Origin of the sequence: Streptomyces sp. NPDC085524, assembly GCF_044541755.1 — a bacterium.
In the GTDB taxonomy this organism is placed as follows: Bacteria; Actinomycetota; Actinomycetes; order Streptomycetales; family Streptomycetaceae; genus Streptomyces.
This window is the reverse complement of record NZ_JBITTH010000021.1, coordinates 1-21,999: the sequence shown is the minus strand read 5'-3', so window position 1 is coordinate 21,999 and position 21,999 is coordinate 1. Positions and strand designations below refer to the sequence as shown.

Here is a 21,999-nt window from a genome sequence, read left to right as displayed (position 1 = left end):
AATCAGCGAAGGCCCGGGTACGGTCGTACGCCGGGCGCATGCCGGAGGCTCCAGTGCCGCCGATGACTATCGCGCTGATCACGGGTACAAGGCTATCTCGCCCTACCCCCAGGTCGTCATTCACTGCATCTGTACAAATCTCGGGGTGGAACTTTGACACTCTGGCCAGCGACTCGGCCGGGCGTCCGTGCAGGCCGCCCGTGACGGCCCTGTCCAGACGTTATTCGGCCAGTTCCCGAGCTGTCCGAACGGCCTCTGCCAGGCTGTCCACGACGGGTACACCGGCCGATTCCAGACTGGCGCGGCTGTGGGAGCCGCCCGTGTACAGCACGGCCCTGGCGCCGACGTGGGCGGCCGCGAGCGCGTCGTCCACGGCGTCTCCGATGAGGACCGTACGGCCGGGTGCCACCCCCGTCCCGTCCAGTGCGGCCATGTGGCGTACGAGGTGCCCCGCCTTGGAGGTGTGGGAGGGGCCGGTCCGGCCGTCGACGCGCAGGAAGTGCCCTTCGATGCCGAACTCCCGGACGAGCGGAACGAGCTTCTCGTGGGGTGCGAGGGACAGCAGGGACTGGGTGAGCCCGGCCCGGTCCCAGTCCTGGAGCAGCTCGCGGGCGCCCTCGGCGAGGCCGGAGTCGGCTGCGGCGGCCCAATAGTGCCGGTGGAAGGTGTCGTCCATGACGACCCATTCCTCATCGGTGGGCAGCCGCCCCATGAGCCGCTCGTAGAACTTGGGCACCGGTACGACGTACAGGTCGCGGTACGTCTCCAGCGTGATCGGCGCGAAGCCGAGTTCGGCGAAGGAGGCGTTGGTCGCGGTGATGACGGCGTCGATGTCGTGCAGGAGCGTCCCGTTCCAGTCCCAGACGATGTGGGCGCCCTGGCCCGTCATCGCAACAGCCCCGGAATCTCCTGCACCCCGAACCACAGCAGCTCGTGGTCCTCGGCACCGTCCACGGTGAACTGCGCGTCGTCGTCCCCGGAGTCGGCGGCCTCCAGCGCGGCCGCGGCGGCGGCCACGTCCTCCCGGGCGTCGTCGGCGTCCACGTGCACGGCGGCGGCCACGGTCAGCCGCACGGCGGCGGCCAGGCCGACCTGCCCGAGGGTCGCCTCGTCGACGCCGGGGGTGGAGCTGACGGCCTTGTCGTCCACGTCGAGCGCGACGACGACCCGCTTGCGCGGAGCCCCCTCCTCCTGCGCCAGCATCCGCAGGGAGGCGGCGGCGGCCCGGCTCAGGGCGGCGTACTCGAGCTCCTCGATGTCGTCGGACACGTACCACTCGCGCAGCCCGGGCGTGACGGCGTACGCACGCAGCGGGGCGGGCCCCAGCTCACCCGCCTTGTGCGCCTCGGCGAGCCCGGGGAGGGTCAGGGGGACGTACACGCGCATGGCCGGCTGCTTTCGGTAGTCGGAAACGCCCCCAGGATACGACTGTCACCCTGCGCCCGAGTGGGGGACGGGCCCGTACCCCTTCGGGGCGTCGCGGCACGGTCCGCGCCCGTCCACCTCCGTCCGCGCCGACGGCGGGCCGCGGCGCTGCGCGGGACCGCCGCGCACTCGGATAGGTGAACCGGCCCGGAAGCTGCCCCCGCGGCCCGCACGATTGCGGACCGTGACCGGCGGTCCGTAGAAGATCCCCATCAAGTTACTGCCCGGTACTGGATCCGGGCCCGGCCTGACGGGGGCAGATCGCCATGGACACCACGCTGCGCACGACGACCGGCGGGGAAGCCGCCCGCCGCCGGCCCGGCGCCCGTACCCGTACCCGGCCCGCGGGCCGGACCGACCAGCGCCGTCCCCCGCGCACCGCACGGCTCGGCCCGCACCACTGGTTCGCCGACCGGCTGCTCGCGGTCGTCAGCGGCCGCCGCCCGGTCCACTCGCTCCTCGGCCACACCGTCGGCCCCGCCTACGAGCAGCTGATCACCCTGGCCCCGGCGGACCACCTCCGCGCCCGGCTCGGCCCGGTGATCCGCCAGTGCGGCCGCTTCACGCCCGGCCCGGGCGTCATCGAGGCCTTCGCCCGCATCGCGACGGGCGACCGCATCACGGCGATGGCCTTCCGCCTGGAACAGGGCCCGGACCTCCGCTGGCGCTGCGCAGCGGTGGAACTCCGGGGGCCGGGCCGCGACGCCCCCTGAGAGCGGGTGCGGCGCCGCCGCTGGAAACTCCCTGCGGGCGCACTTCACGGCCTACGCCGGGCAGAACCCAGCCCCGCCGGCGTTTGAGGCGCCGCCGGAGGCAAATCCAGCCCGTCCGGCGTTTGGGGACCGGGGGTCCGGGGGCAGCGCCCCCGGCAGCGGTGCCGCAGCCGAAGGGGGACACGACGCGGCCGGGGCCGGACACCTTCGGCGGTGTCCGGCCCCGGCCGGTGAGCTCGACCCCGCAGGGGTCACTTCTTGCGGCGACGCCCGCCAGAGGCCTTGGCGGCCTTGCGCCGCTCCGCCCGCGTCAGACCGTCACCCGCGCCATCGGACCCGGCGTCTTCGAAGTCGCCCTCGACGACCCCGCCCTCCCCGTCCACCGTCGGCGCGGAGAAGTGCAGCCGGTCCGGACGCTGCGGAGCGTCCAGCCCCTTCGCCCGGATCTCCGGACGCGCCGCCGGCACCGGCTCCTTCGTCAGCAAAGGCGCCGCGTCCTGCACCGGAAGCTCCTCGACCTGCTGCTCGACCTGGACCTCCAGGTTGAACAGGTAGCCGACGGACTCCTCCTTGATGCCCTCCTGCATGGCGTTGAACATGTCGAAGCCCTCTCGCTGGTACTCGACCAGCGGGTCCTTCTGGGCCATCGCCCGCAGGCCGATGCCCTCCTGCAGGTAGTCCATCTCGTACAGGTGCTCGCGCCACTTGCGGTCCAGCACCGACAGCACCACGCGCCGCTCCAGCTCACGCATGATGTCGGAGCCGAGCGCCTTCTCGCGCGCCGCGTACTGCTCGTGGATGTCGTCCTTGACGGACTCCGCGATGAACTCGGCGGTGATGCCCGCACGGTCGCCCGCCGCGTCCTCCAGCTCCTCGATGGTGACCTTCACCGGGTAGAGCTGCTTGAAGGCGCCCCACAGGCGCTCCAGGTCCCACTCCTCGGCGAAGCCCTCGACCGTCTCGGCCGCGATGTACGCGTCGATCGTGTCGTCCATCATGAAGCGGACCTGCTCCTGGAGGTCCTCGCCCTCCAGGACGCGGCGGCGCTCGCGGTAGATGACCTCGCGCTGGCTGTTGAGGACCTCGTCGTACTTCAGGACGTTCTTGCGCGTCTCGAAGTTCTGGGTCTCGACCTGCGACTGGGCCGACGCGATCGCGCGCGTCACCATCTTGTTCTCGATCGGCACGTCGTCCGGCACGTTGGCCATGGCCATGACGCGCTCGACCATCTGCGCCTTGAACAGGCGCATCAGGTCGTCGCCCAGCGACAGGTAGAAGCGGGACTCGCCCGGGTCGCCCTGTCGGCCGGAGCGGCCGCGCAGCTGGTTGTCGATACGGCGGGACTCGTGGCGCTCGGTGCCCAGCACGTACAGGCCGCCGAGGTCCTTGACCTCCTCGAACTCGGCCTTCACGGCCGCCTCGGCCCGGGTGAGCGCCGCGGGGAGGGCGTGCGCCCACTCCTCGATGTGCTCCTCCGGGTCCAGGCCCTGCTGGCGCAGCTCGGCCTCGGCGAGGTCGTCCGGGTTGCCGCCGAGCTTGATGTCGGTACCGCGGCCGGCCATGTTCGTGGCGACGGTGACGGCGCCGCGGCGGCCGGCCTGGGCGACGATCACGGCCTCGCGCTCGTGCTGCTTGGCGTTGAGGACCTCGTGCGGGATACCGCGCTTGGACAGCTGCTGGGAGAGGTACTCGGACTTCTCGACCGACGTCGTGCCGACGAGGATCGGCTGGCCCTTCTCGTGCTTCTCCGCGATGTCGTCGACGACGGCGGCGAACTTGGCGACCTCGGTGCGGTAGATCAGGTCGGCCTGGTCCACGCGCTGCATCGGCCGGTTCGTCGGGATCGGGACGACGCCGAGCTTGTAGATCTGGTGGAACTCGGCGGCCTCGGTCATGGCCGTACCGGTCATGCCCGACAGCTTCGAGTACAGGCGGAAGAAGTTCTGCAGGGTGATCGTGGCGAGGGTCTGGTTCTCGTCCTTGATGTCCACCCCTTCCTTCGCCTCGATCGCCTGGTGCATGCCCTCGTTGTAGCGGCGGCCGGCGAGGATACGGCCGGTGTGCTCGTCGACGATCATGACTTCGCCGTCGATGACGACGTAGTCCTTGTCCTTCTTGAACAGTTCCTTCGCCTTGATGGCGTTGTTCAGGTAGCCGACGAGCGGGGTGTTCACCGACTCGTAGAGGTTCTCGATGCCGAGCCAGTCCTCGACCTTGGCGACACCGGCCTCGTGGATGCCGACCGTGCGCTTCTTCTCGTCGACCTCGTAGTCGCCGGTCTCCTCGATGCCCTTGAGCGGCTGGCCGGCCTCGCCCTTGGTCAGGCGGGTCACGAGCTTGGCGAAGTCCGCGTACCACTTCGTGGCCTGGTCCGCCGGACCGGAGATGATCAGCGGGGTGCGGGCCTCGTCGACGAGGATCGAGTCGACCTCGTCGACCACGGCGAAGTTGTGGCCGCGCTGGACGAGCTCGTCCTGGGACCACGCCATGTTGTCGCGCAGGTAGTCGAAGCCGAACTCGTTGTTCGTGCCGTAGGTGATGTCGCAGGCGTACTGCTCGCGGCGCTGCGCCGGCGACATGTTCGCCAGGATGCAGCCGATGGACAGGCCCAGGAACTTGTGGACGCGGCCCATCATCTCGGAGTCGCGCTCGGCCAGGTAGTCGTTCACCGTGATCAGGTGGACGCCCTTGCCGGACAGCGCGTTCAGGTAGGCGGGCAGCGTGCCGACGAGGGTCTTGCCCTCACCGGTCTTCATCTCGGCCACGTAGCCGAGGTGCAGCGCCGCACCACCCATGATCTGTACGTCGTAGTGACGCTGGCCGAGCACGCGCTTCGCGGCCTCGCGCACCGTGGCGAAGGCCTCGGGCAGCAGGTCGTCCAGGCTCTCGCCGTCCTGGAAGCGCTGCTTGTACTCGTCAGTGAGCGCCCGCAACTCGGCGTCGGAGAGGTTGACGAAGTCCTCTTCGATGGAGTTGACCTGGTCCGCGATGCGGTGCAGTTTGCGCAGGATCTTGCCTTCGCCTGCACGCATGAGCTTGTTGAAGACGGACACCGAGGTTTGTCTCCTTGCCGGTCGGGCCTGGGCACTGTACGTACACGGGCACGGCAGGTGGGCCCCACCGTAACGGCCATCGTAAGCGAGGACGTGGTCGCGCCGGGAGGTCCGCCGTAGCCGCGAGGGCGCGGGTGCCCGTATTGAGAACGTACGGGTGACGCGGAAGGTGCCGCTTCCCCCGCGAGATTCCCGAAAAGTGTTCGCCCGGCGGAGGGCGGCGGCAGCAGAATCCGTTCATGGAGCCCACGACACTGACGACAGGCCGACTCGACCTGAGGCCCTTCACCCCCTCCGACGAGGACGAGGTGTACAAGGCCGCCCAGGACCCGGACATCCAGCGCTGGACGATGGTCCCCTCCCCCTACGGGCGCGAGCACGCCCGCGCCTTCGTCGGCGAGCTGGTGCCGAACGGCTGGCGCGACGACACCGGCTACTCCTTCGCCGTCCGCCTCGGCGAGGGCGGCCCGCTGGTCGCCGCCGTCGGCGTCCACGTCCACGAGGCCTTCGGGGAGAAGTCGTACGAGATCGGCTACTGGGCCGCCAAGGAGCACCGCGGGCGCGGCTACATGGCCGAGGCCGTCACCGCCGTGGCCCGCTGGGCCTTCACCGAGCTGGGCGCCGTACGCCTGGAGTGGCGCGCCGAGGTCGGCAACGCCGGCTCGCGCGCCGTCGCCGAGAAGGCGGGCTTCCGCATGGAGGGGCTCCTGCGGGCCTCCCTGCACCGCGCCGGCACCGTGCGCGACTCCTGGGTGGGCGCGCTGCTCCCCTCGGACCTCGGCCTGGCCTCCGAGGTGGCCTACCTGCCGTCGGACGCCGGCTAGCCCCTCGGCAGAATCGCCGGTCATGGAGCCGATCACGCTGACCACCGAGCGCCTCGTGCTGCGTCCCCACACCCCCGGGGACGCGGCCGAGGTGCACGCCGCCTGCCAGGACCCCGAGATCCAGCGCTGGATCCCCGTACCGCTGCCGTACCGGCCCGAGGACGCGCGCGCCTTCGTCGCGGAAACGGTTCCGCGCGGGTGGCGGGAGGACACCGAGTTCAACTTCGCCGCCCGTCTCGGGGCCGGCGGCCCGCTGGTCGCCGCCCTGTGCGTCGTCCCGCGCGGCGCGCACGCGCACGAGATCGGCTACTGGGCCGCCGCCGGGCACCGGGGCAACGGCTACATGACGGAGGCGGTGCGCGCCGTGGCCCGCTGGGCCTTCACCGAAGCCGGCTGCGTCCGCCTGATCTGGCGGGCCGGAGTGGGCAACACCGCCTCCCGCGCCGTCGCCGAGAAGGCCGGCTTCGTCGTCGAGGGCGTCCGGCGCGCCGGCATGGAGCACCGCGGCACCCTGCGCGACTGCTGGGCCGGCGCCCTGCTCCCGTCGGACCTCGGCCTGCCCTCCCGGCTGGCGTACCTGCCCGCTGTCAGTGCCCGCGGCTAGGCTCCGGAGATGATCTCGACCCCGCTCTCGCTGTCCGCCGACGAGGCCCGCCGGATCGCCCTGCGCGCGCAGGGCTTCCTGGGCGCTCCCGACCGCCGCGGCGGGGTCCGCGGCGTGCTGCGCCACCTGGGCGCCGTACAGCTGGACACCATCTCGGTCCTGGCCCGCTCGCACGAGCTGATCCCGTACGCCCGCCTGGGCGCCGTCGGCCGGGAGGCGGTGGAGAAGGCGTACTGGTCGGACCGTCACGCCTTCGAATACTGGTCGCACGCGGCCTGCATCCTGCCCATCGAGGAATGGCCGCATTTCGCCTTCCGGCGCCGCGCCCGCCGGGCCCGCGGCCACCGCTGGCACGTCCTCCAGGACAAGGAGCGCTCGACGAAGGCGGTCCTCGACCGGCTGAAGGCCGACGGCCCGCTGACCTCCACCGAGCTGGGCGGCGCGAAGAACGGCGGCGAGTGGTTCGAGTGGTCCGAGACCAAGATCGCGGTGGAGTGGCTGCTCGACACCGGCGAGGTGGTGTGCAGTGAGCGCCGGGGCTGGAAGCGGGTGTACGACCTGCCCGAGCGCGCCGTCCCCGACGCCCTGCTCCACGACGACCTGGACGACCGCGAGTGCCTGCGCCGCCTCGTCGCGCTGGCCGGGCAGTCCCTGGGCGTCGGCACCCGGGCCGACATCGCGGACTACCACCGCCTGGGGGGCGGGGAGTTCGACGCGGTGATCGCCGATTCCGGGCTGGTCCCGGTCGAGGTGGAGGGCTGGTCCAAGCCCGCGTGGGCCGACCCGGCGGCGCTGGCCACCGTCCCCCGGGGCCGCCACCGCACCACGCTGCTCTCGCCGTTCGACTCCCTGGTGTGGGACCGTCCGCGCACGGAGCGGATCTTCGGCTTCACCCACCGCCTGGAGGCGTACGTCCCCAAGCCGAAGCGGATACACGGGTACTTCGCGATGCCGCTGCTGGCGGGCGGCCTGCTCCAGGGCCGCGTCGACCCGGCCCGCGAGGGCCGCACCCTGGTCGCCCGGCAGCTCTCCCTGACCACCCCCAAGGCAGCTCCCGCGATGGCCGAGGCCCTGTGGGAGGCCGCGGCGTGGGTGGGGTGCGACGCGGTCCGGGTGGAGCGCGCGCAGACCGCCGCCGAGGCCGCAGCGGTCACCGCCGAACTGGCCCTCCGGGGCTGACAGCCGCCGCCCGACCCCGGCCGGAGCGGAGGCCCGGCCGGGACGCGGACCCGGCACGGGCGCGGACCCCGCGCGAGCACGGACCGGCACTGACGCAGCCCCGGCACAGACACGGCATGACCCGGAACGGGCCGGGCCGGGGTGCGGGCCCGGGTCCGGCGCGGGACGCCGTCGGCCGCCCGCGCCCGGCCGCGGGCCGCGGGCCGCGCCACCGCTCCACCGCCCACCCCGCCGGGAGGCGATCAGCGGATCTCGAGGATCTTCTCCCGCATCGCGTAGACCACGGCCTCCATCCTGGAGTGCAGCTGCAGCTTCTCCAGGATGTTGCGGACGTGGTTCTTCACGGTGTTCTCCGAGATGAACAACTCCTTGGCGATGTCACGGTTGTTCATGCCCGTGGCCACCAGCTTCAGGACCTCCAGCTCCCGGTCCGTCAGCCTCGGCGCCGGCACCAGCCGGCGCTCGTCGGTCCGCTGGATCATCGACTTGAACTCGGTGAGCAGCTTCGACGCCATCGACGGGCTGATCTGGGACTGTCCGTCCGCGACCGCACGGATCGCGGTGGCCACCTCGTCCGTCGAGATCTCCTTCAGGAGGTACCCGGTCGCGCCCGCCTTGATCGCGTCGTAGAGGTCGGCCTCCTCGTCGCTGATCGTCAGCATGATGATCTTCGCGGAGGGTGCCACCTCCTTGATCGAGGTGCACGCCTCGATCCCGCCGCGCCGGGGCATCCGCACGTCCATCAGCACGATGTCCGGCAGCAGGTCGGCCGCCTTGTCCACGGCCTCGGCCCCGTCCCCGGCCTCGCCGACGACCTGGATGTCCTCCTCCTGCGCGAGGACGATCTCCAGCCCTCGCCGGAACAGCGCGTGGTCGTCGACCACGAGCACCCGGATGGGCTCCCCGCCCCGCGAACCGGCCGCTTCCCCCGAGGCCGCCCCGTCCGCGTCACGACAGTCCGCGCCGCCGTCACCGCGTACCGGCCCGAAGCTGTCCGCCATCGTTCCTCCCCCTGCATGTGCTCAACCGCCGGACCAACCGGACGAACACCGCCATCGGTTGACTGACCGCCATGATTCCATGCCCGCACCACGGCGCGGGGGCGTCCGGCGGCCATGCGTGGCGCATACCCGTCACACAGGTGCCCCTGCGGACGCATGAGCGAACCGCAGGGGCACCGAACGGTCGGTATCAGCCGCCGAGCGCGCCGCCGGCGCCGCCTCGCGGTTCCTCCGAGCTGGAGGCCCCGTCGGGGTTCACGTGAATGACGCCGTAGTCGTAGGCGTGACGGCGGTACACGACGCTGGGCAGCTTGGTCTCGGCGTCGACGAACAGGTAGAAGTCGTGGCCGACCAGCTCCATCTCGTAAAGAGCCTGGTCGAGCGACATGGGTGCCGCAGAGTGCGTCTTCTCGCGGACGATGAGGGGGCCTTCGCCCTGCACCTCGATGGATCCGATCCGGGTGATCGGTACCCCGTTCACGCTCTCCTCGCCGACCGGCTCACCATTGCCGTTGAGCGTTGCGACACCCGGTACGACGTCGGCGACCTCCGCCGCCGAGAGGCGTCCGTTGCCGCGGCGCGTGTAGCGCTTGTCGTGCTGCTTGCGCAGCCGGGCCTCCAGCTTGTCCTGAGCCAGGTCCAGCGCCGCGTACGGGTCGGTGGCCGCAGCCTCGGCACGGATCACCGGGCCCCGCGTGCGGAGGGTGATCTCCACGCGGTCGGAACGGTCGGCCTGACGCGGGTTGTGCTCCTTGGACACCTCGACGTCCACGCTGATCACCTTGCCGTCGTACTTGGTGATCCGCTCAGGATTCAGCTTCTCGGCCACGTGCTTGCGGAACCGCTCGGGCACTTCGGTCTTACGGCCCTTGACGACGATGTCCACGCAGAACTCCGTTCCCGGATAGCTCCGCCTCATGGGGCGAAGCGTCTCCCTTTCGCACCAGGCTCCGGTGAAGGCCGGAGCCACGGACTTGGCGACTTCCACCTCCTCCTCCCCCATCGGCAAGATCTACACCCCACCGACTTCGGAGTCGAGAGACCGCGATGCGTGGGGCCAAAGGCTCGCCAGTCCTTACAACCGAACATATCCCTCTATGACGGTTGTCGGCACCCGCTACCGGGACGTTCTTCCGATCCCGTCACTGATCTCTCTTACTACCTGCAACGATGGGCCTTCCCCAGCAGTTCCAAATGTATTCACAAGACTTTTGCTCTCTTCGAGTAGCCGGCCGTCGCAGCGACCACGGCGGCCCGCACGGCACCTCCGGCCGCACCCGGCCCCGCCTCGCGCAGGGCCCGGGCCGCCTCCGCCAGCGTGGCCCCCGTGGTGACGAGGTCGTCCACCAGTACGACGGCCGCGCCCGCCACCGCCCGCACCCCGCCCCGGCGCACCTCCAGCGCCCCCGCGAGGTTCTCCCGGCGCTGCCCGGCCCCCAGCCCCGCCTGGTCCGCCACCGCCCGCCGCAGCCGCAGTACGGGCGCCACGCGCGCAGGAACACCGGCCCGCCGCAGCAGCCCCGCCGCGGCCAGCGCCGTCCTGCGCGCCGGATCGTGCCCGCGCGCCCGCACCTGCCGCCGCGCCGAGGGGACGGGCACCAGCGCCAGCTCCCCCTCCCCCGGCCCCCTGCCGCCCGCCAGGACCGCCGCCGCCAGGGCACGGCCGAGCGCCCCGGCCAGCGGCAGCGCCCCGCGCTCCTTGTGCGCCAGCAGCACCGCCCGTACGGGGCCCTCGTAGACGGCGGCCGCGTGCACCACCGGCAGCCCCTCCGGCGCCGGCGAGGGCCGCACGAGCCCCGCACCGGCCCCGCTCAGCGCCTCCCGGCAGCCTGCGCACAGCAGCACCCGGGCGGCGCCGCAGCCGGCGCAGTCGTCCGGCAGGACCAGCCCGGCCAGCTCCTGCCACCACCCCCGCATGGCTCCACCCTGCCCGGCCCGGCCCGCACCCGCCACCCCTGTGGACGGCCGCGGAACCGCAGGCCGGGCAGGGGCGGCGGGCCCGGCCGCGGGGATCCGGATCAGCCCGGGTACACCGGAGCCCGGCCGCCCGCCGCCACCGTGCGCCACTGCGCCCCCGGCGGCAGCCACACGATGCCGTCGTCCTTGGAGAAGCCCACCACCGGCTTCGGCTTCGCCTCCTCCTCCGAGACCGCCACCGCGACCGCCTCCAGCCCGGTGGCCCCCGGCAGGCTCGCCGCGACCATCGAGCCGTCGGCCAGCATGTAGCGGGCCTGCACGACCCCGCCGCTCTCCCGGCCCACCACCAGCAGCCGGGCGCGCGGCGCCCAGCTCATCGCCGTCACGTCCGCCATCTGCGGGGCCGCCGGGCGCAGCTCGCGCACCGACACCGACTCGGCGTTCGTCTTGGCGTCGGGCCGCTCGATCCGCCCCACCCACAGGGTCTTGCGGCCGCCGCCGTCCTCCAGGAGCAGCGCGAGCCGCACCCCGTCGGCGGAGGCCTTCAGCGAGGTGATCTTCCGCCCGTCGAGCCCCGCCACCGGCACCTTCTCGGGGGTCCCGACCCCGCCCGGCACCCGCCACAGGCCGGGGTGCTGCGGATCCTGGTCCGCGACCCACAGATCGCCCGCCGCGTCCCAGCTGGGCGCGGTCAGGGTGTCCGCCGCCCTGGTCCCCTTGCTCGTGACCACCGGGACCTGCGGCATGGCGCCGACCCCGGACATCTGCACCACGTACAGGCCGTGCCCGTCCTCCGAGACCACGGCCGCGCGCCGCTCGTCGTACGTCACGGCGGCCGAGCTGACGTTGAAGGGGACCGGGGTGCTCAGCGGCCCCGGCACCGGCTCGGGCTTCGGCTGCTGGTCCTCGCTCGCGACGTCGAGCTTCATGCGGACCAGCCGCTTCTCGTTGTCGACGAAGTACTGGTACTCGGGGGTCCTGGGCCGCCCGGCGATCGTGGCCGCCGTCGACTCGTTGACCGAGCAGAGCGAGGACTTGCCGTCGGAGCGCAGCAGTTCGACCTGGTCGAGCCGGGAGCCCGTCAGGTCCTTGACCGAGTACAGGAGTTGGGTGGCCATCTTCTTGCACTGCGGCTGCGTGACGATCTCCGCCTTCTCGTTGAGCGGCACGCGCAGCGTGTTCTGGCCGTCGTACGAAAGGGACTTGGTGCCCTCGCGCAGTTCCGTCCCGGTGGGGAAGCTCGACTGGACGACCGGGCCGAGCCAGTTGGAGGGCCCGGAGAGCAGCGACTGCACGGTCTGCGTGGTCGGGTCCATCCGCGAGTCCGGATCGGCGCGCTGGCGCACGTAGACCGGGTCGGCGACGAGCGCACTCCCCGCGAAGTAGTACTTGTTGACGGGCATGTAGATGCGCTGGAAGTCGGACTCGCTGAGCACGAGGCTCTTGGGCGGGGTCGCGATCCGCCACTGCTTGTTCTCCTGGACGAGCTGGAGGAACCACTCGTACTTCCCGCCGCCGGTCTCCGGCTGGTACGCGCTGCGCTCGTCCACCGTCGCGAGCTTCTCGCCGGTCACCTTCCAGCGGGGTCCGTCGGGGTCCTTCTCGCCGGTGACGGGAGAGCGCCCGAGGCCCGACTTGAGCACGGTGACGGTGGAGCCGGGCTTCCAGCTCTTCGCGGCGTCCTCGGTGAGGTACTTGCGGGCCGTCTCCAGCTGCGGGTCGTCGCTGGTCATGGCCTCCAGGAAGCCCTTGACGATCTCGGCCGCGCCGGCCTTGTCCGCGGGCGGCACGCCGAAGACCCGGACCTGCGAGTCGACTCCCTGCGAGGCCTGCACGGAGCGGATCTCCCCGTGGGTGGGCATCGAGGCGCACCCGGCCAGCAGCAGGGCGGCCCCGCCGAGGGCGCACGCCCGTACGATGCGCGCGCTCCTGGGCTCAGCGTCCATCGGGTCCGTCCTCCTGTGGTGCCTGCTCGGCAGGGGCGTCTTCGGCGGGCCGGGCCACGACGCGGGCCCCGCTCCCCGGCAGGGCGGTCGGGTCGGCCGGTACGGGCACCGCACCCGCCACAGGCGACCTGGGCGGGATCGCCGACCGGTCTCCGGCCTCCGCGGGCCGGGCGGGCGCCGCGCTGCCCGCGGCCTCCGCGGCGGCCCTGGCCCGGTTGGCCCGGGAGTCCTCGGGCTCCAGCGGGATCGGCGACCCGCGCAGCGGCTCGTCGGCGGTGCGCGGCAGGGTCAGGCGGAACTGCGACCCGCCGCCCGGCTCGCCCCACGCCTGGAGCCAGCCGCCGTGCAGCCGGGCGTCCTCGACGGCGATGGACAGGCCGAGGCCGGTGCCGCCGGTCGTGCGCGCCCGCGCCGGGTCGGCCCGCCAGAAGCGGTTGAAGACGCGGGTGGCCTCGCCGGGCTTGAGCCCGACGCCGTAGTCCCGTACGGCCACCGCGACGGCCCCGCCCGCGGACGCGAGCCGGACCACCACATCGCGGCCCTCGCCGTGCTCCACGGCGTTGACGACGAGGTTGCGCAGCACCCGCTCCACCCGCCGGGCGTCGGCCTCGGCGATGACGGGCTGGGTGTCGCCGAGCACCCGGATCCGGGTGCCCTTGTGCTCGGCCAGCGGTTCGGCCCCGTCGATGACGCGGCGTACGACGTCGCGCAGGTCGATGGGCTCGGCCTGCAGGTCGGCGGCGCCCGCGTCGAACCGGCTGATCTCCAGCAGGTCCGCGAGCAGCGACTCGAAGCGGTCGAGCTGCCCGGCGAGCAGCTCCGCCGACCGCGCGGTCACCGGGTCGAAGTCGACGCGGGCGTCGTGAATGACGTCGGCGGCCATCCGCACCGTCGTCAGCGGGGTGCGCAGCTCGTGCGAGACGTCCGAGACGAAGCGGCGCTGCATCCGGGACAGGTCCTCCAGCTGCTGGATCTTGAGCTGGAGGTTCTGGGCCATCTTGTTGAAGGCCTCGCCGAGGCGCGCGATGTCGTCCTCGCCGGTGACCTTCATCCGCTCCTGGAGCTGCCCGGCCGAGAGCCGTTCGGCGATCCCGGCGGCCATCCGCACCGGCGTCACGACCTGCCGTACGACGAGCCAGGCGACGCCGCAGAGCAGGACGACGACGAACAGGCCCGCGGTCACGATGGTGACCTTGATCAGATTGAGGGACTCCTCCTCCTGCGTGAGCGGGAAGAGGTAGTACAGGTCGTACGGGTCCCCGTTGATGTCCGTGAGGCGCTTGCCGACGACCAGCGCGGGCTCCGGCGCCTTCTGCCCCGTCCCGCTGGTGTAGCGGATCTCGGAGAACGTCTTGAAGCTGCCGGTGGCCCGGTTGACCGCCCGCCGCAGCGGCAGCGGAACGCTCGCGGTCGGGTCCACGTTGCCGGAGGCCCGGGCGCCCTTGACGCCCTGCGCACCGGGCAGCGCCTGCTCACCGGTCCCCGCGCCGAGCGCGACGACCTCGAAGGCGGTCTGGCCGCCGCTGGCGAGCTGCTTGACGAGCGAGTTCATCCAGGTGCTGGCGTCCCGCCCCGTCTTGCTGTCGGCGGCGTCGCCCCCGTCCGAGGTCGCCGGGGCGTTGGCCTTCTCCTGTGCGACCGCGAACCCTCCGGCGGCCTGGCTCTGCGCCGCCTCCTCCTTCGCGTCGAGGAGGCCCTTGTTCACCTGCGCGATGACGACGAAGCCCAGCGCGAGGACCACGGAGAGCGAGATCAGCAGGGTGGCGGCGACCACCCGCAGCTGGATGTTGCGCCGCCACAACCGGACAGCCGGGAGCAGCGGCCGGCGTACGAGCCGTACGCACAGCCGCAGCAGCGGGCCGCCGGGCGCCCCGTCCTGGAGCAGCCTGCCGCCCCGTAGCGCTCCCCACCGGGAACCGCTCCGGGCCTTGCCGGACTGCACGTCAGCTCGGTCCGGCCTTGTAGCCGACACCGCGCACCGTCACAACGATCTCGGGGCGCTCCGGGTCCTTCTCGACCTTGGAGCGCAGTCGCTGCACGTGCACGTTGACCAGGCGGGTGTCCGCGGCGTGCCGGTAGCCCCAGACCTGCTCCAGCAGCACCTCGCGGGTGAAGACCTGCCAGGGCTTGCGGGCGAGCGCGACCAGCAGGTCGAACTCGAGCGGCGTCAGGGCGATGGAGGCACCCTCCCGCTTGACCGAGTGCCCGGCCACGTCGATGACCAGGTCACCGATGGCCAGCTGCTCGGGCGCGGGCTCCTCCGACCGGCGCAGGCGGGCCCGGATGCGGGCCACCAGCTCCTTCGGCTTGAACGGCTTGACGATGTAGTCGTCGGCCCCGGACTCCAGGCCCACGACCACGTCCACCGTGTCGCTCTTGGCGGTGAGCATGACGATCGGCACGCCGGACTCCGCCCGGATCAGGCGGCAGACCTCTATGCCGTCCCGACCCGGAAGCATGAGGTCGAGCAGCACCAGGTCCGGCTTCGCCTCCCGGAAGGCAGCAAGTGCCTTGTCACCGTCCGCTACGAACGACGGCTCAAAACCTTCTCCACGCAGCACAATGCCGAGCATCTCGGCCAGCGCGGTGTCGTCGTCGACGACAAGGACGCGTCCCTTCATGGTTGACATCATCCCATTAGCTAATCGTTACCCGGCGGTGAGCTGTCCCACAGCCAAAAGGGCTGGAAATCGCCCCTCGGACCTGCGTGGAGAACAGGTCGACCAGTCTGCCCCGGATCCGGGTGACAATTGAAGGTACGGGCTGCCGGAGATCCGGGGGGACGGCCGGTCCGTTCGTGGACCCCACGTGGCACGATGGCAGCCGACCAGCGCCCCCGCCACAGCAGGTGCACGTGAAGGAGCGACGATGAACGACTCTCCGGGCTGGGCCACGCCCGGGTCCTCCCCGTCCGAAGGCGAGCGTCCGGGGGCCCCGGCCGAGCAGCCGCAGCCTCCCGCACAGCCCGCCGACGCACCGAAGTGGTCCGCCGAGCAGCCGCCGCCCGGCCAGTGGCAGAGCCCTGCCCCGGGCCAGAACCCGCCGCCGGCCCCGCAGGGCGGCGGCTGGGGCGGGTATCCCCCGCAGCCGCCCCCGTACGGCGGCCCGCAGGGCGGTCAGTACGGCTATCCGGGCGGCCCCGGCCACTGGGGCCAGCCCCCCGCCGCCAAGCCCGGAGTGATCCCCCTGCGCCCTCTGGGCCTCGGCGAGATCCTCGACGGCGCGGTCGCCACCATGCGCGCCCACTGGCGCTCGGTACTCCCGATCACCCTGGTCGTGGCCACCGTGGTCCAGGTGCTCAGCCTGCTCGTGCAGAAGTTCGTCATGGAGGACCTGGTCCTCTCCGCGAACCGGGGACAGGTGACTCCCGAGGAACTGCTCAGCAGCCTGGGCAGCACCCTGCCGGTGAGCGCGGCGGCGCAGCTCCTCGAGTTCGCCGGCGGCATCGTCGTCACCGCGATGCTCACGATGATCTTCAGCCGGGCGGTGCTCGGCCTGCACTCCTCGATCTCCGAGGCCTGGCGCGACGCCCGCCCGCAGATGCTGCGCCTGATGGGCCTCACCCTGCTGCTGGCCCTCGGCGCCGTCCTCCTCGGCGTGGTGCTCATCGTGCCCGTGGCCTTCACCGGGAACCCCGGCCTGATCGCCCTCGCCGCCCTCCTCTGGATCGGGCTGTTCGTCTGGCTGGGGATCAAGTTCAGCCTGGCCTCGTCCGCCCTGATGCTGGAGCGCGGCACCGTCTTCAAGTCCCTCGCCCGCTCCTCCAAGCTCGTCGGCGGCGCCTGGTGGCGGATCTTCGGCATCACGCTCCTGACCCTGATCATCACCGCCATCTTCGCGGCGATCATCGTCCTCCCGCTCCAGATGATCGGCTTCTCCGTCTTCGGCGACGGCCTGGGCTCCATGCAGGACCCTCTCGCCGCGACCGCCTGGGGACCGCTCGTCCTCACCGGCATCGGCGCGATCATCGCGCAGGCCGTGATCATGCCGATCCAGTCCGGCGTCACCGTCCTCCTCTACGTCGACCAGCGCATCCGCCGCGAAGGACTCGACCTGGAGCTCGCCCGGGCGGCCGGCGTCGAGAACTACGGGGGCTGATTCGCCCATGATGAGTACGGGGGGTCTCATCAGCACGCCGACACCACCGGTGACGACACCGCACGACCCCGCCCGCGAGGCGGCCGAACGCGAACTGTCCAAGCCGCTCTACCACCAGAACGACCCGGGCCTGATCGACCGCGCCCTGCGCAAGTTCTTCGACTGGCTCGGCGACCTGCTCGACACCGCCGCCGGGGCCTCCCCCGGCGGCGGCTTCGGCCTGCTCGCCATCGCCGTACTCGTGCTCCTGGCCGTCGGGGCCCTGTGGTGGCGCCTCGGCGCCCCCCGCCGCACCGCCACCGCGGACAACGCCCTCTTCGACGACGGCATCCGCAGCGCCGCCGACCACCGCACGGCCGCCGAGGCCCACGCCGCCGCCGGCCGCTGGACCGAAGCCGTCCAGGAACGCATGCGCGCCGTCGTCCGCTCCCTGGAGGAGCGCACCCTCCTCGAGCCCCGCCCGGGCCGCACCGCCGACGAGGCCGCCGCCGAGGCCTCCGTGTCCCTCCCGGAGCACACCGCCGAGCTGCGCGCAGCCGCCCGCGTCTTCGACGACGTCACCTACGGCGGCCGCACCGCCGACGCCGACACGTACGCCCGCCTGCGCGCCCTCGACACCACCCTGACCCGCACCAAGCCCCTCCTGACGGGACCCGCCGCATGACCCCGCCCAACGAGCCCACGGCCGAGGCCGGCGGAGCCCCCGGTTCCGGCGGGTACGGGGGCGTGCCGGGGCGTCCCCTCGGGGCGCTGGGCGCAACCACCCCGCACTCCTCGGACGCCTGGAAGGATTCGGCACCCGGCGGGACTCCCGCCACCCCGCCGAGCCCACTGCAGGCAGCCGTCGGACCGCAGGCGCCCGGAAGCACTCCGCAGGCACCCTCCGGAGCCACCCCGCCCGGCGGGCCGCAGGACCCCGGCGGGCCGACCGCACCCCACCCGCCGGGCCGGCCACGGGCCACCCGCGTCCGCCGGATGCGCAAGGGCCTCGTCATCCTGGGCGTCGTGGCCGGGGGCATCGCGATCCTCGCCGCCCTGAACTCCGGCACCCGCCACGGCCTCCTGGACCCGCGCTCCGCCGACCCCTACGGCAGCCGCGCCGCCTCCGAGCTCCTCAAGGAGCGCGGCGTCACCACCCGCGTGGTCACCACCGCCGCCGAAGCCGCCGCCGCCACCGGCCCCCGCACCACCCTCCTGGTCACCGACCCCGACCGGCTCGGCGCCGCCCAGCGCCGCCTGATCCACCGGTCCGCGGAGCTCTCCGGCGGCCGCATGATCCTCATAGCACCCACCGGCCACTCCCTCCCCGAGCTCGCACCCGGCGTCCACACCAAGGGCGACGCCGACGCGAAGGCCCTCGCCCCCGCCTGCACGTTCCCCGCCGCCGCCACCGCCGGCCGCGCCACCCTCGGCGACGGCCTGCGCTACGGCACCACCGCCCCCGGGGCCACCGCCTGCTACCCCGCCGACGGCCACCCCACCCTCCTCGTCCTCCCCGCGGGGCCCACGGGAACCACAGGAGCCACAGGAACCACGGGTGCAAAGGGCACCAAGGGCGGCGACACCGTCGTCCTCGGCTCCGGCAGCATCCTCCTCAACCGCAACCTCGCCGACGACGGCAACGCCTCCCTCGCCCTCCAACTCCTCGGCTCCCGCCCGGACCTCGTCTGGTACATGCCGACCCCGGGGGACTCCGACGCCGACAGCCGTGCCTCCGACGAGCGCCCCGACTTCCTCGACCTCATCCCCGCCGGCTGGTCCTGGGCCCTGCTCCAGCTCTTCGTCGCCGCCGCGCTCGCCGCCCTCTGGCGCGCCCGCCGGCTCGGCCCCCTCGTCACCGAGAAACTGCCCGTCGTCATCCGCGCCTCCGAGGCCACCGAGGGCCGCGCCCGCCTGTACCGCAAGGCCGGCGCCCGCGACCGCGCCGCCACCGTGCTGCGCGCCGCCGCCCGCGAACGCCTCGCCGCCCTCACGGGCGTGTCGCACACCCAGGCCCACGACCCCGCCACCCTCGCCCCGGCGGTCTCCGCCCGGCTCTCGGGCGGCCCGCAGGACGTCACCGACCTGCTCTTCGGCCCCACACCCTCCGACGACGCGGCACTCGTCGCGCTCGCCGACCACCTCGACGCCCTCGAAAGAGAGGTCCGTACGTCATGACGTACCCGGCCACCGAGTCCGCGGCCCCGACCCCGGCCTCAACCGCTGACAGCGCCCGCGCTTCCCTCGAAGCGCTCCGCACCGAGATCGGCAAGGCCGTCGTCGGCCAGGACTCGGCCGTCACGGGTCTCGTCGTCGCCCTCCTCTGCCGCGGCCACGTCCTCCTCGAAGGCGTCCCGGGCGTCGCCAAGACCCTCCTCGTGCGGGCCCTCGCCGCCTCCCTCGAACTCGACACCAAGCGCGTCCAGTTCACCCCCGACCTGATGCCGAGCGACGTCACCGGCTCCCTCGTCTACGACGCCCGCACCGCCGAGTTCTCCTTCCAGAACGGCCCGGTCTTCACCAACCTCCTCCTCGCGGACGAGATCAACCGCACGCCCCCCAAGACCCAGTCCTCCCTCCTCGAAGCCATGGAGGAGCGCCAGGTCACGGTCGACGGCACGCCCCGCGCGCTCCCCGAGCCCTTCCTCGTCGCCGCCACCATGAACCCGGTCGAGTACGAGGGCACGTACCCCCTCCCGGAAGCACAACTGGACCGCTTCCTCCTCAAGCTCACCGTCCCCCTCCCCTCCCGCCAGGACGAGATCGGCGTACTGACCCGGCACGCCGCCGGATTCAACCCCCGCGACCTGCACGCCGCGGGCGTCCGCCCCGTCGCGGGACCCGCGGAACTCGAAGCGGCCCGCGAGGCCGTCACCCACGTCACCGTCTCCCCGGAGATCGCCGGGTACGTCGTCGACATCTGCCGCGCCACCCGCGAATCGCCGTCCCTCACCCTCGGCGTCTCCCCGCGCGGCGCGACCGCCCTGCTGGCCACCGCCCGCGCCTGGGCCTGGCTCACCGGACGCGACTACGTCACCCCCGACGACGTGAAGGCCCTCGCCCTCCCGACCCTGCGCCACCGCGTCCAGCTGCGCCCGGAAGCCGAAATGGAAGGCGTCACCGCGGACGCGGTCATCACCGCGATCCTCTCCCACGTCCCCGTTCCGCGCTGATGGCGGCCCTCACCGGACGCGCCGCCCTGCTGGCGGCGCTCGGCAGCATCCCCGTCGGCATCCTCGAACCGAGCTGGACGGGAATCCTGGCGGTCAACGCCCCGCTCGCACTGGCCTGCGCGGTCGACTACGCCCTCGCGGCGCCCGTCCGCCCGCTCCTCCTCACCCGCTCGGGCGACACCTCGGTCCGCCTGGGCGAGACCGCGGACGTCCACCTCACCCTCACCAACCCGGGCACCCGCACGCTCCGCGCCCGCATCCGCGACGCCTGGCCCCCCAGCAGCTGGCTCCCCGGCACGGAGGGCCCGGCCTCCCGCCACGCCCTGACCGTCCCCTCGGGGGAACGCCGCAGGATCACCACCCGCCTGCGGCCCACCCGCCGGGGCGACCGCCAGGCCGACCGCGTCACGATCCGCTCGTACGGACCCCTGGGCCTGCTCGCACGCCAGGGCTCCCACCGCATCCCCTGGACCGTCCGCGTCCTGCCGCCCTTCACGAGCCGCAAGCACCTGCCCTCCCGCCTCGCCCGCCTGCGCGAACTGGACGGCCGTACCAGCGTCCTGACCCGCGGTGAGGGCACCGAGTTCGACAGCCTGCGCGACTACGTCCCCGGTGACGACACCCGCTCCATCGACTGGCGCGCCACCGCCCGCCAGAACAAGGTGGCCGTCCGCACCTGGCGCCCCGAACGCGACCGGCACATCCTGATCTGCCTGGACACCGGCCGCACCTCGGCGGGCCGCGTCGGCGACGCCCCCCGCCTCGACTCCGCCATGGACGCGGCCCTGCTCCTCGCCGCCCTGGCCACCCGTGCCGGGGACCGCGTCGACCTCCTGGCCCACGACCGCCGCCCCCGCGCCCAGGTCCAGGGCCGCGCGGCCGCCGACGTCCTGCCGTCCTTCGTCAACGCGATGGCCACCCTCGAACCGGAACTGGTCGAGACGGACTCCCGTACCCTGGCCTCCACCATCCTCCGCAGCGCCCCGCGCCGCTCCCTGGTGGTGCTCCTGACGAGCCTGGACGCGGCCCCCGTGGAAGAGGGCCTGCTCCCGGTCCTCCCCCAGCTCACGGCCCGCCACACGGTCCTGCTGGCCTCCGTCGCCGACCCCCACGTCGCCGCGATGACCGCCGCCCGCGGCGACGCCGACGCGGTCTACGAGGCCGCGGCCGGCGCCCAGTCCCAAGCCCAGCGCCGCCGCACCGCGGACCAGCTCACCCGCCACGGCGTCCACGTGGTCGACGCCACCCCGGACACCCTGGCCCCCGCCCTGGCAGACGCCTACCTGGCCCTCAAGGCCGCAGGCCGCCTCTAGAGGGTCGTCTGACTGGATACTCTGGCAAGGCACCCACTGGGAGGACACATGGCCGACTTCACCCCCGAGCAGCTGCGCCGCATGCACGATTTCGCGGAGCAGCTCGCGGAGCTGGCCGAGCACCACGAAGAGCAGTGGAAAGTTCAGACCACCGACGGTCAGATCTTCCTCACGATGATGAGCCCAACAGCTCCGCACGGGCTCAACGTGATGCGGCTACGTCGTCAGGTCGAGGCCCAGACACCTGACGCGGCGGCTCTCAGCGACACGAACATGAGCGATCCGGTGAGCGGCCTGACCAAGATCCCCGATCTCCTGGTCATGGCGGAGGAGGACACCGATGACACGGCGAAGGCCGTCAACTCACGTGACGTACTGATGGTGGTGGAAGTCGTCTCCCGTACGAATTCCCTCACCGACATCCGCGACAAGCTGCACGACTACCCGAGGATGGGAGTCCCGCTGTACGTCGTGGTCGACCCCCGCAAGGACAAGAAGACCGTCACCGTGCACAGCGACCCGTCGGAGGGCCCTGACGGCATCCGCTACCGCAAGAAGGTTCCGTACTCCTTCGGGAACACCGTCACCGCCGGCCGCTGGACGCTCGATACGAGCAGCCTCAAGAGCTACCCCGCCGACTGGTAAGAGAGGGGCCAGCGCCACGTGTCAACGCAGGCCAGCGCCCCAAACGCAGAAAAGCCCCGCACCAGAAGGTGCGGGGCTTTCCCACAATGATTGTTCGGCGGCGTCCTACTCTCCCACAGGGTCCCCCCT

19 protein-coding genes are annotated in these 21,999 nt (G+C 72.6%); 10 read left to right on the top strand and 9 right to left on the bottom strand.

The window, feature by feature from the left end:
- Positions 1-220: 220 nt before the first annotated feature.
- Positions 221-889, bottom strand: coding sequence for an HAD family hydrolase (locus ACIGFK_RS28455; RefSeq protein ID WP_376661967.1), 669 nt, complete (start codon positions 887-889; stop codon positions 221-223).
- Entirely contained in the window at positions 886-1,386 is a 501-nt protein-coding gene (locus tag ACIGFK_RS28450; RefSeq protein ID WP_376661968.1) for a DUF6912 family protein, read from the bottom strand. Before ACIGFK_RS28450 ends, ACIGFK_RS28455 begins: the two co-directional genes overlap by 4 nt.
- Positions 1,387-1,691: 305 nt before the next feature.
- Here ACIGFK_RS28450 and ACIGFK_RS28445 point away from each other — a divergent pair, with 305 nt between their 5' ends.
- Positions 1,692-2,138, top strand: coding sequence for an Rv3235 family protein (locus ACIGFK_RS28445; RefSeq protein ID WP_400054101.1), 447 nt, complete (start codon positions 1,692-1,694; stop codon positions 2,136-2,138).
- A 251-nt stretch (positions 2,139-2,389) separates the two neighbouring features.
- Here the strand turns inward: ACIGFK_RS28445 and secA are convergent, their stop codons facing one another.
- Positions 2,390-5,191, bottom strand: coding sequence for a preprotein translocase subunit SecA (gene secA / locus ACIGFK_RS28440; RefSeq protein ID WP_376660121.1), 2,802 nt, complete (start codon positions 5,189-5,191; stop codon positions 2,390-2,392).
- A gap of 239 nt (positions 5,192-5,430) precedes the next feature.
- Between secA and ACIGFK_RS28435 the strand changes: the two genes are divergently transcribed.
- The 3 genes from ACIGFK_RS28435 to ACIGFK_RS28425 are packed head-to-tail and all read left to right on the top strand — an operon-like array spanning position 5,431 to position 7,798.
- Positions 5,431-6,015 carry a GNAT family N-acetyltransferase gene (locus ACIGFK_RS28435; protein ID WP_386471294.1) on the top strand — a complete coding sequence of 195 codons (585 nt, stop codon included), beginning with the start codon at positions 5,431-5,433 and terminating at the stop codon, positions 6,013-6,015.
- 22 nt (positions 6,016-6,037) lie between these two features.
- A complete protein-coding gene (locus tag ACIGFK_RS28430) occupies positions 6,038-6,619 on the top strand; it encodes a GNAT family N-acetyltransferase (protein WP_386471297.1) in 582 nt (193 codons plus the stop codon).
- Positions 6,620-6,628: 9 nt separating this feature from the next.
- Positions 6,629-7,798 (top strand): winged helix-turn-helix domain-containing protein, encoded by a 1,170-nt coding sequence (locus tag ACIGFK_RS28425; protein ID WP_376660118.1) that lies wholly within the window; start codon positions 6,629-6,631, stop codon positions 7,796-7,798.
- Positions 7,799-8,040: 242 nt separating this feature from the next.
- Here ACIGFK_RS28425 and ACIGFK_RS28420 read toward each other — a convergent pair whose 3' ends face one another.
- The 6 genes from ACIGFK_RS28420 to mtrA form a co-directional block, all read right to left on the bottom strand.
- Complete coding sequence (locus ACIGFK_RS28420; RefSeq protein WP_376660117.1) at positions 8,041-8,799, bottom strand: response regulator; 759 nt, start codon at positions 8,797-8,799, stop codon at positions 8,041-8,043.
- Positions 8,800-8,989: 190 nt separating this feature from the next.
- Positions 8,990-9,685 (bottom strand): ribosome hibernation-promoting factor, HPF/YfiA family, encoded by a 696-nt coding sequence (hpf, locus tag ACIGFK_RS28415; RefSeq protein WP_376660122.1) that lies wholly within the window; start codon positions 9,683-9,685, stop codon positions 8,990-8,992.
- Positions 9,686-9,999: 314 nt separating this feature from the next.
- Positions 10,000-10,716, bottom strand: a complete 717-nt coding sequence (locus tag ACIGFK_RS28410; protein WP_376660116.1) for a ComF family protein — start codon at positions 10,714-10,716, stop codon at positions 10,000-10,002.
- Between the two features lie 101 nt (positions 10,717-10,817).
- Positions 10,818-12,662, bottom strand: coding sequence for an LpqB family beta-propeller domain-containing protein (locus ACIGFK_RS28405; protein WP_376660115.1), 1,845 nt, complete (start codon positions 12,660-12,662; stop codon positions 10,818-10,820).
- Positions 12,652-14,604: an MtrAB system histidine kinase MtrB gene (gene mtrB, locus ACIGFK_RS28400; RefSeq protein WP_376660114.1), complete on the bottom strand. Its 1,953-nt coding sequence runs from the start codon at positions 14,602-14,604 to the stop codon at positions 12,652-12,654. The genes ACIGFK_RS28405 and mtrB overlap by 11 nt, the downstream gene beginning before the upstream one ends.
- 1 nt (position 14,605) lies before the next feature.
- Positions 14,606-15,295, bottom strand: coding sequence for a two-component system response regulator MtrA (mtrA, locus tag ACIGFK_RS28395; RefSeq protein WP_189828951.1), 690 nt, complete (start codon positions 15,293-15,295; stop codon positions 14,606-14,608).
- 235 nt (positions 15,296-15,530) lie between these two features.
- Here mtrA and ACIGFK_RS28390 point away from each other — a divergent pair, with 235 nt between their 5' ends.
- From ACIGFK_RS28390 to ACIGFK_RS28365, 6 genes are read left to right on the top strand one after another with little or no spacing between them, the layout of a single operon-like run.
- Positions 15,531-16,760 carry a hypothetical protein gene (locus ACIGFK_RS28390; protein ID WP_376660113.1) on the top strand — a complete coding sequence of 410 codons (1,230 nt, stop codon included), beginning with the start codon at positions 15,531-15,533 and terminating at the stop codon, positions 16,758-16,760.
- A 7-nt stretch (positions 16,761-16,767) separates the two neighbouring features.
- On the top strand, positions 16,768-17,424 hold the full coding sequence (locus tag ACIGFK_RS28385; protein ID WP_376660112.1) for a DUF4129 domain-containing protein: 657 nt from the start codon (positions 16,768-16,770) through the stop codon (positions 17,422-17,424).
- Positions 17,421-18,917 (top strand): DUF4350 domain-containing protein, encoded by a 1,497-nt coding sequence (locus ACIGFK_RS28380; protein WP_400054096.1) that lies wholly within the window; start codon positions 17,421-17,423, stop codon positions 18,915-18,917. Before ACIGFK_RS28385 ends, ACIGFK_RS28380 begins: the two co-directional genes overlap by 4 nt.
- On the top strand, positions 18,914-19,912 hold the full coding sequence (locus ACIGFK_RS28375) for an AAA family ATPase (protein WP_376660110.1): 999 nt from the start codon (positions 18,914-18,916) through the stop codon (positions 19,910-19,912). The genes ACIGFK_RS28380 and ACIGFK_RS28375 overlap by 4 nt, the downstream gene beginning before the upstream one ends.
- Entirely contained in the window at positions 19,912-21,225 is a 1,314-nt protein-coding gene (locus tag ACIGFK_RS28370; protein ID WP_376660109.1) for a DUF58 domain-containing protein, read from the top strand. The genes ACIGFK_RS28375 and ACIGFK_RS28370 overlap by 1 nt, the downstream gene beginning before the upstream one ends.
- A 48-nt stretch (positions 21,226-21,273) precedes the next feature.
- On the top strand, positions 21,274-21,870 hold the full coding sequence (locus tag ACIGFK_RS28365) for a Uma2 family endonuclease (protein ID WP_376660108.1): 597 nt from the start codon (positions 21,274-21,276) through the stop codon (positions 21,868-21,870).
- The last annotated feature ends 129 nt before the right edge of the window (positions 21,871-21,999 follow it).

What these genes read in the sequence shown, in the direction of transcription:
- ACIGFK_RS28455 (WP_376661967.1), bottom strand. Translation starts at nt 889, where the DNA reads ATGACGGGCCAGGGCGCCCACATCGTCTGGGACTGGAACGGGACGCTC.
- ACIGFK_RS28450 (WP_376661968.1), bottom strand. Translation starts at nt 1,386, where the DNA reads ATGCGCGTGTACGTCCCCCTGACCCTCCCCGGGCTCGCCGAGGCGCAC.
- ACIGFK_RS28445 (WP_400054101.1), top strand. Translation starts at nt 1,692, where the DNA reads ATGGACACCACGCTGCGCACGACGACCGGCGGGGAAGCCGCCCGCCGC.
- ACIGFK_RS28435 (WP_386471294.1), top strand. Translation starts at nt 5,431, where the DNA reads ATGGAGCCCACGACACTGACGACAGGCCGACTCGACCTGAGGCCCTTC.
- ACIGFK_RS28430 (WP_386471297.1), top strand. Translation starts at nt 6,038, where the DNA reads ATGGAGCCGATCACGCTGACCACCGAGCGCCTCGTGCTGCGTCCCCAC.
- ACIGFK_RS28425 (WP_376660118.1), top strand. Translation starts at nt 6,629, where the DNA reads ATGATCTCGACCCCGCTCTCGCTGTCCGCCGACGAGGCCCGCCGGATC.
- ACIGFK_RS28420 (WP_376660117.1), bottom strand. Translation starts at nt 8,799, where the DNA reads ATGGCGGACAGCTTCGGGCCGGTACGCGGTGACGGCGGCGCGGACTGT.
- ACIGFK_RS28410 (WP_376660116.1), bottom strand. Translation starts at nt 10,716, where the DNA reads ATGCGGGGGTGGTGGCAGGAGCTGGCCGGGCTGGTCCTGCCGGACGAC.
- ACIGFK_RS28405 (WP_376660115.1), bottom strand. Translation starts at nt 12,662, where the DNA reads ATGGACGCTGAGCCCAGGAGCGCGCGCATCGTACGGGCGTGCGCCCTC.
- mtrA (WP_189828951.1), bottom strand. Translation starts at nt 15,295, where the DNA reads ATGATGTCAACCATGAAGGGACGCGTCCTTGTCGTCGACGACGACACC.
- ACIGFK_RS28390 (WP_376660113.1), top strand. Translation starts at nt 15,531, where the DNA reads ATGAACGACTCTCCGGGCTGGGCCACGCCCGGGTCCTCCCCGTCCGAA.
- ACIGFK_RS28385 (WP_376660112.1), top strand. Translation starts at nt 16,768, where the DNA reads ATGATGAGTACGGGGGGTCTCATCAGCACGCCGACACCACCGGTGACG.
- ACIGFK_RS28380 (WP_400054096.1), top strand. Translation starts at nt 17,421, where the DNA reads ATGACCCCGCCCAACGAGCCCACGGCCGAGGCCGGCGGAGCCCCCGGT.
- ACIGFK_RS28375 (WP_376660110.1), top strand. Translation starts at nt 18,914, where the DNA reads ATGACGTACCCGGCCACCGAGTCCGCGGCCCCGACCCCGGCCTCAACC.
- ACIGFK_RS28370 (WP_376660109.1), top strand. Translation starts at nt 19,912, where the DNA reads ATGGCGGCCCTCACCGGACGCGCCGCCCTGCTGGCGGCGCTCGGCAGC.
- ACIGFK_RS28365 (WP_376660108.1), top strand. Translation starts at nt 21,274, where the DNA reads ATGGCCGACTTCACCCCCGAGCAGCTGCGCCGCATGCACGATTTCGCG.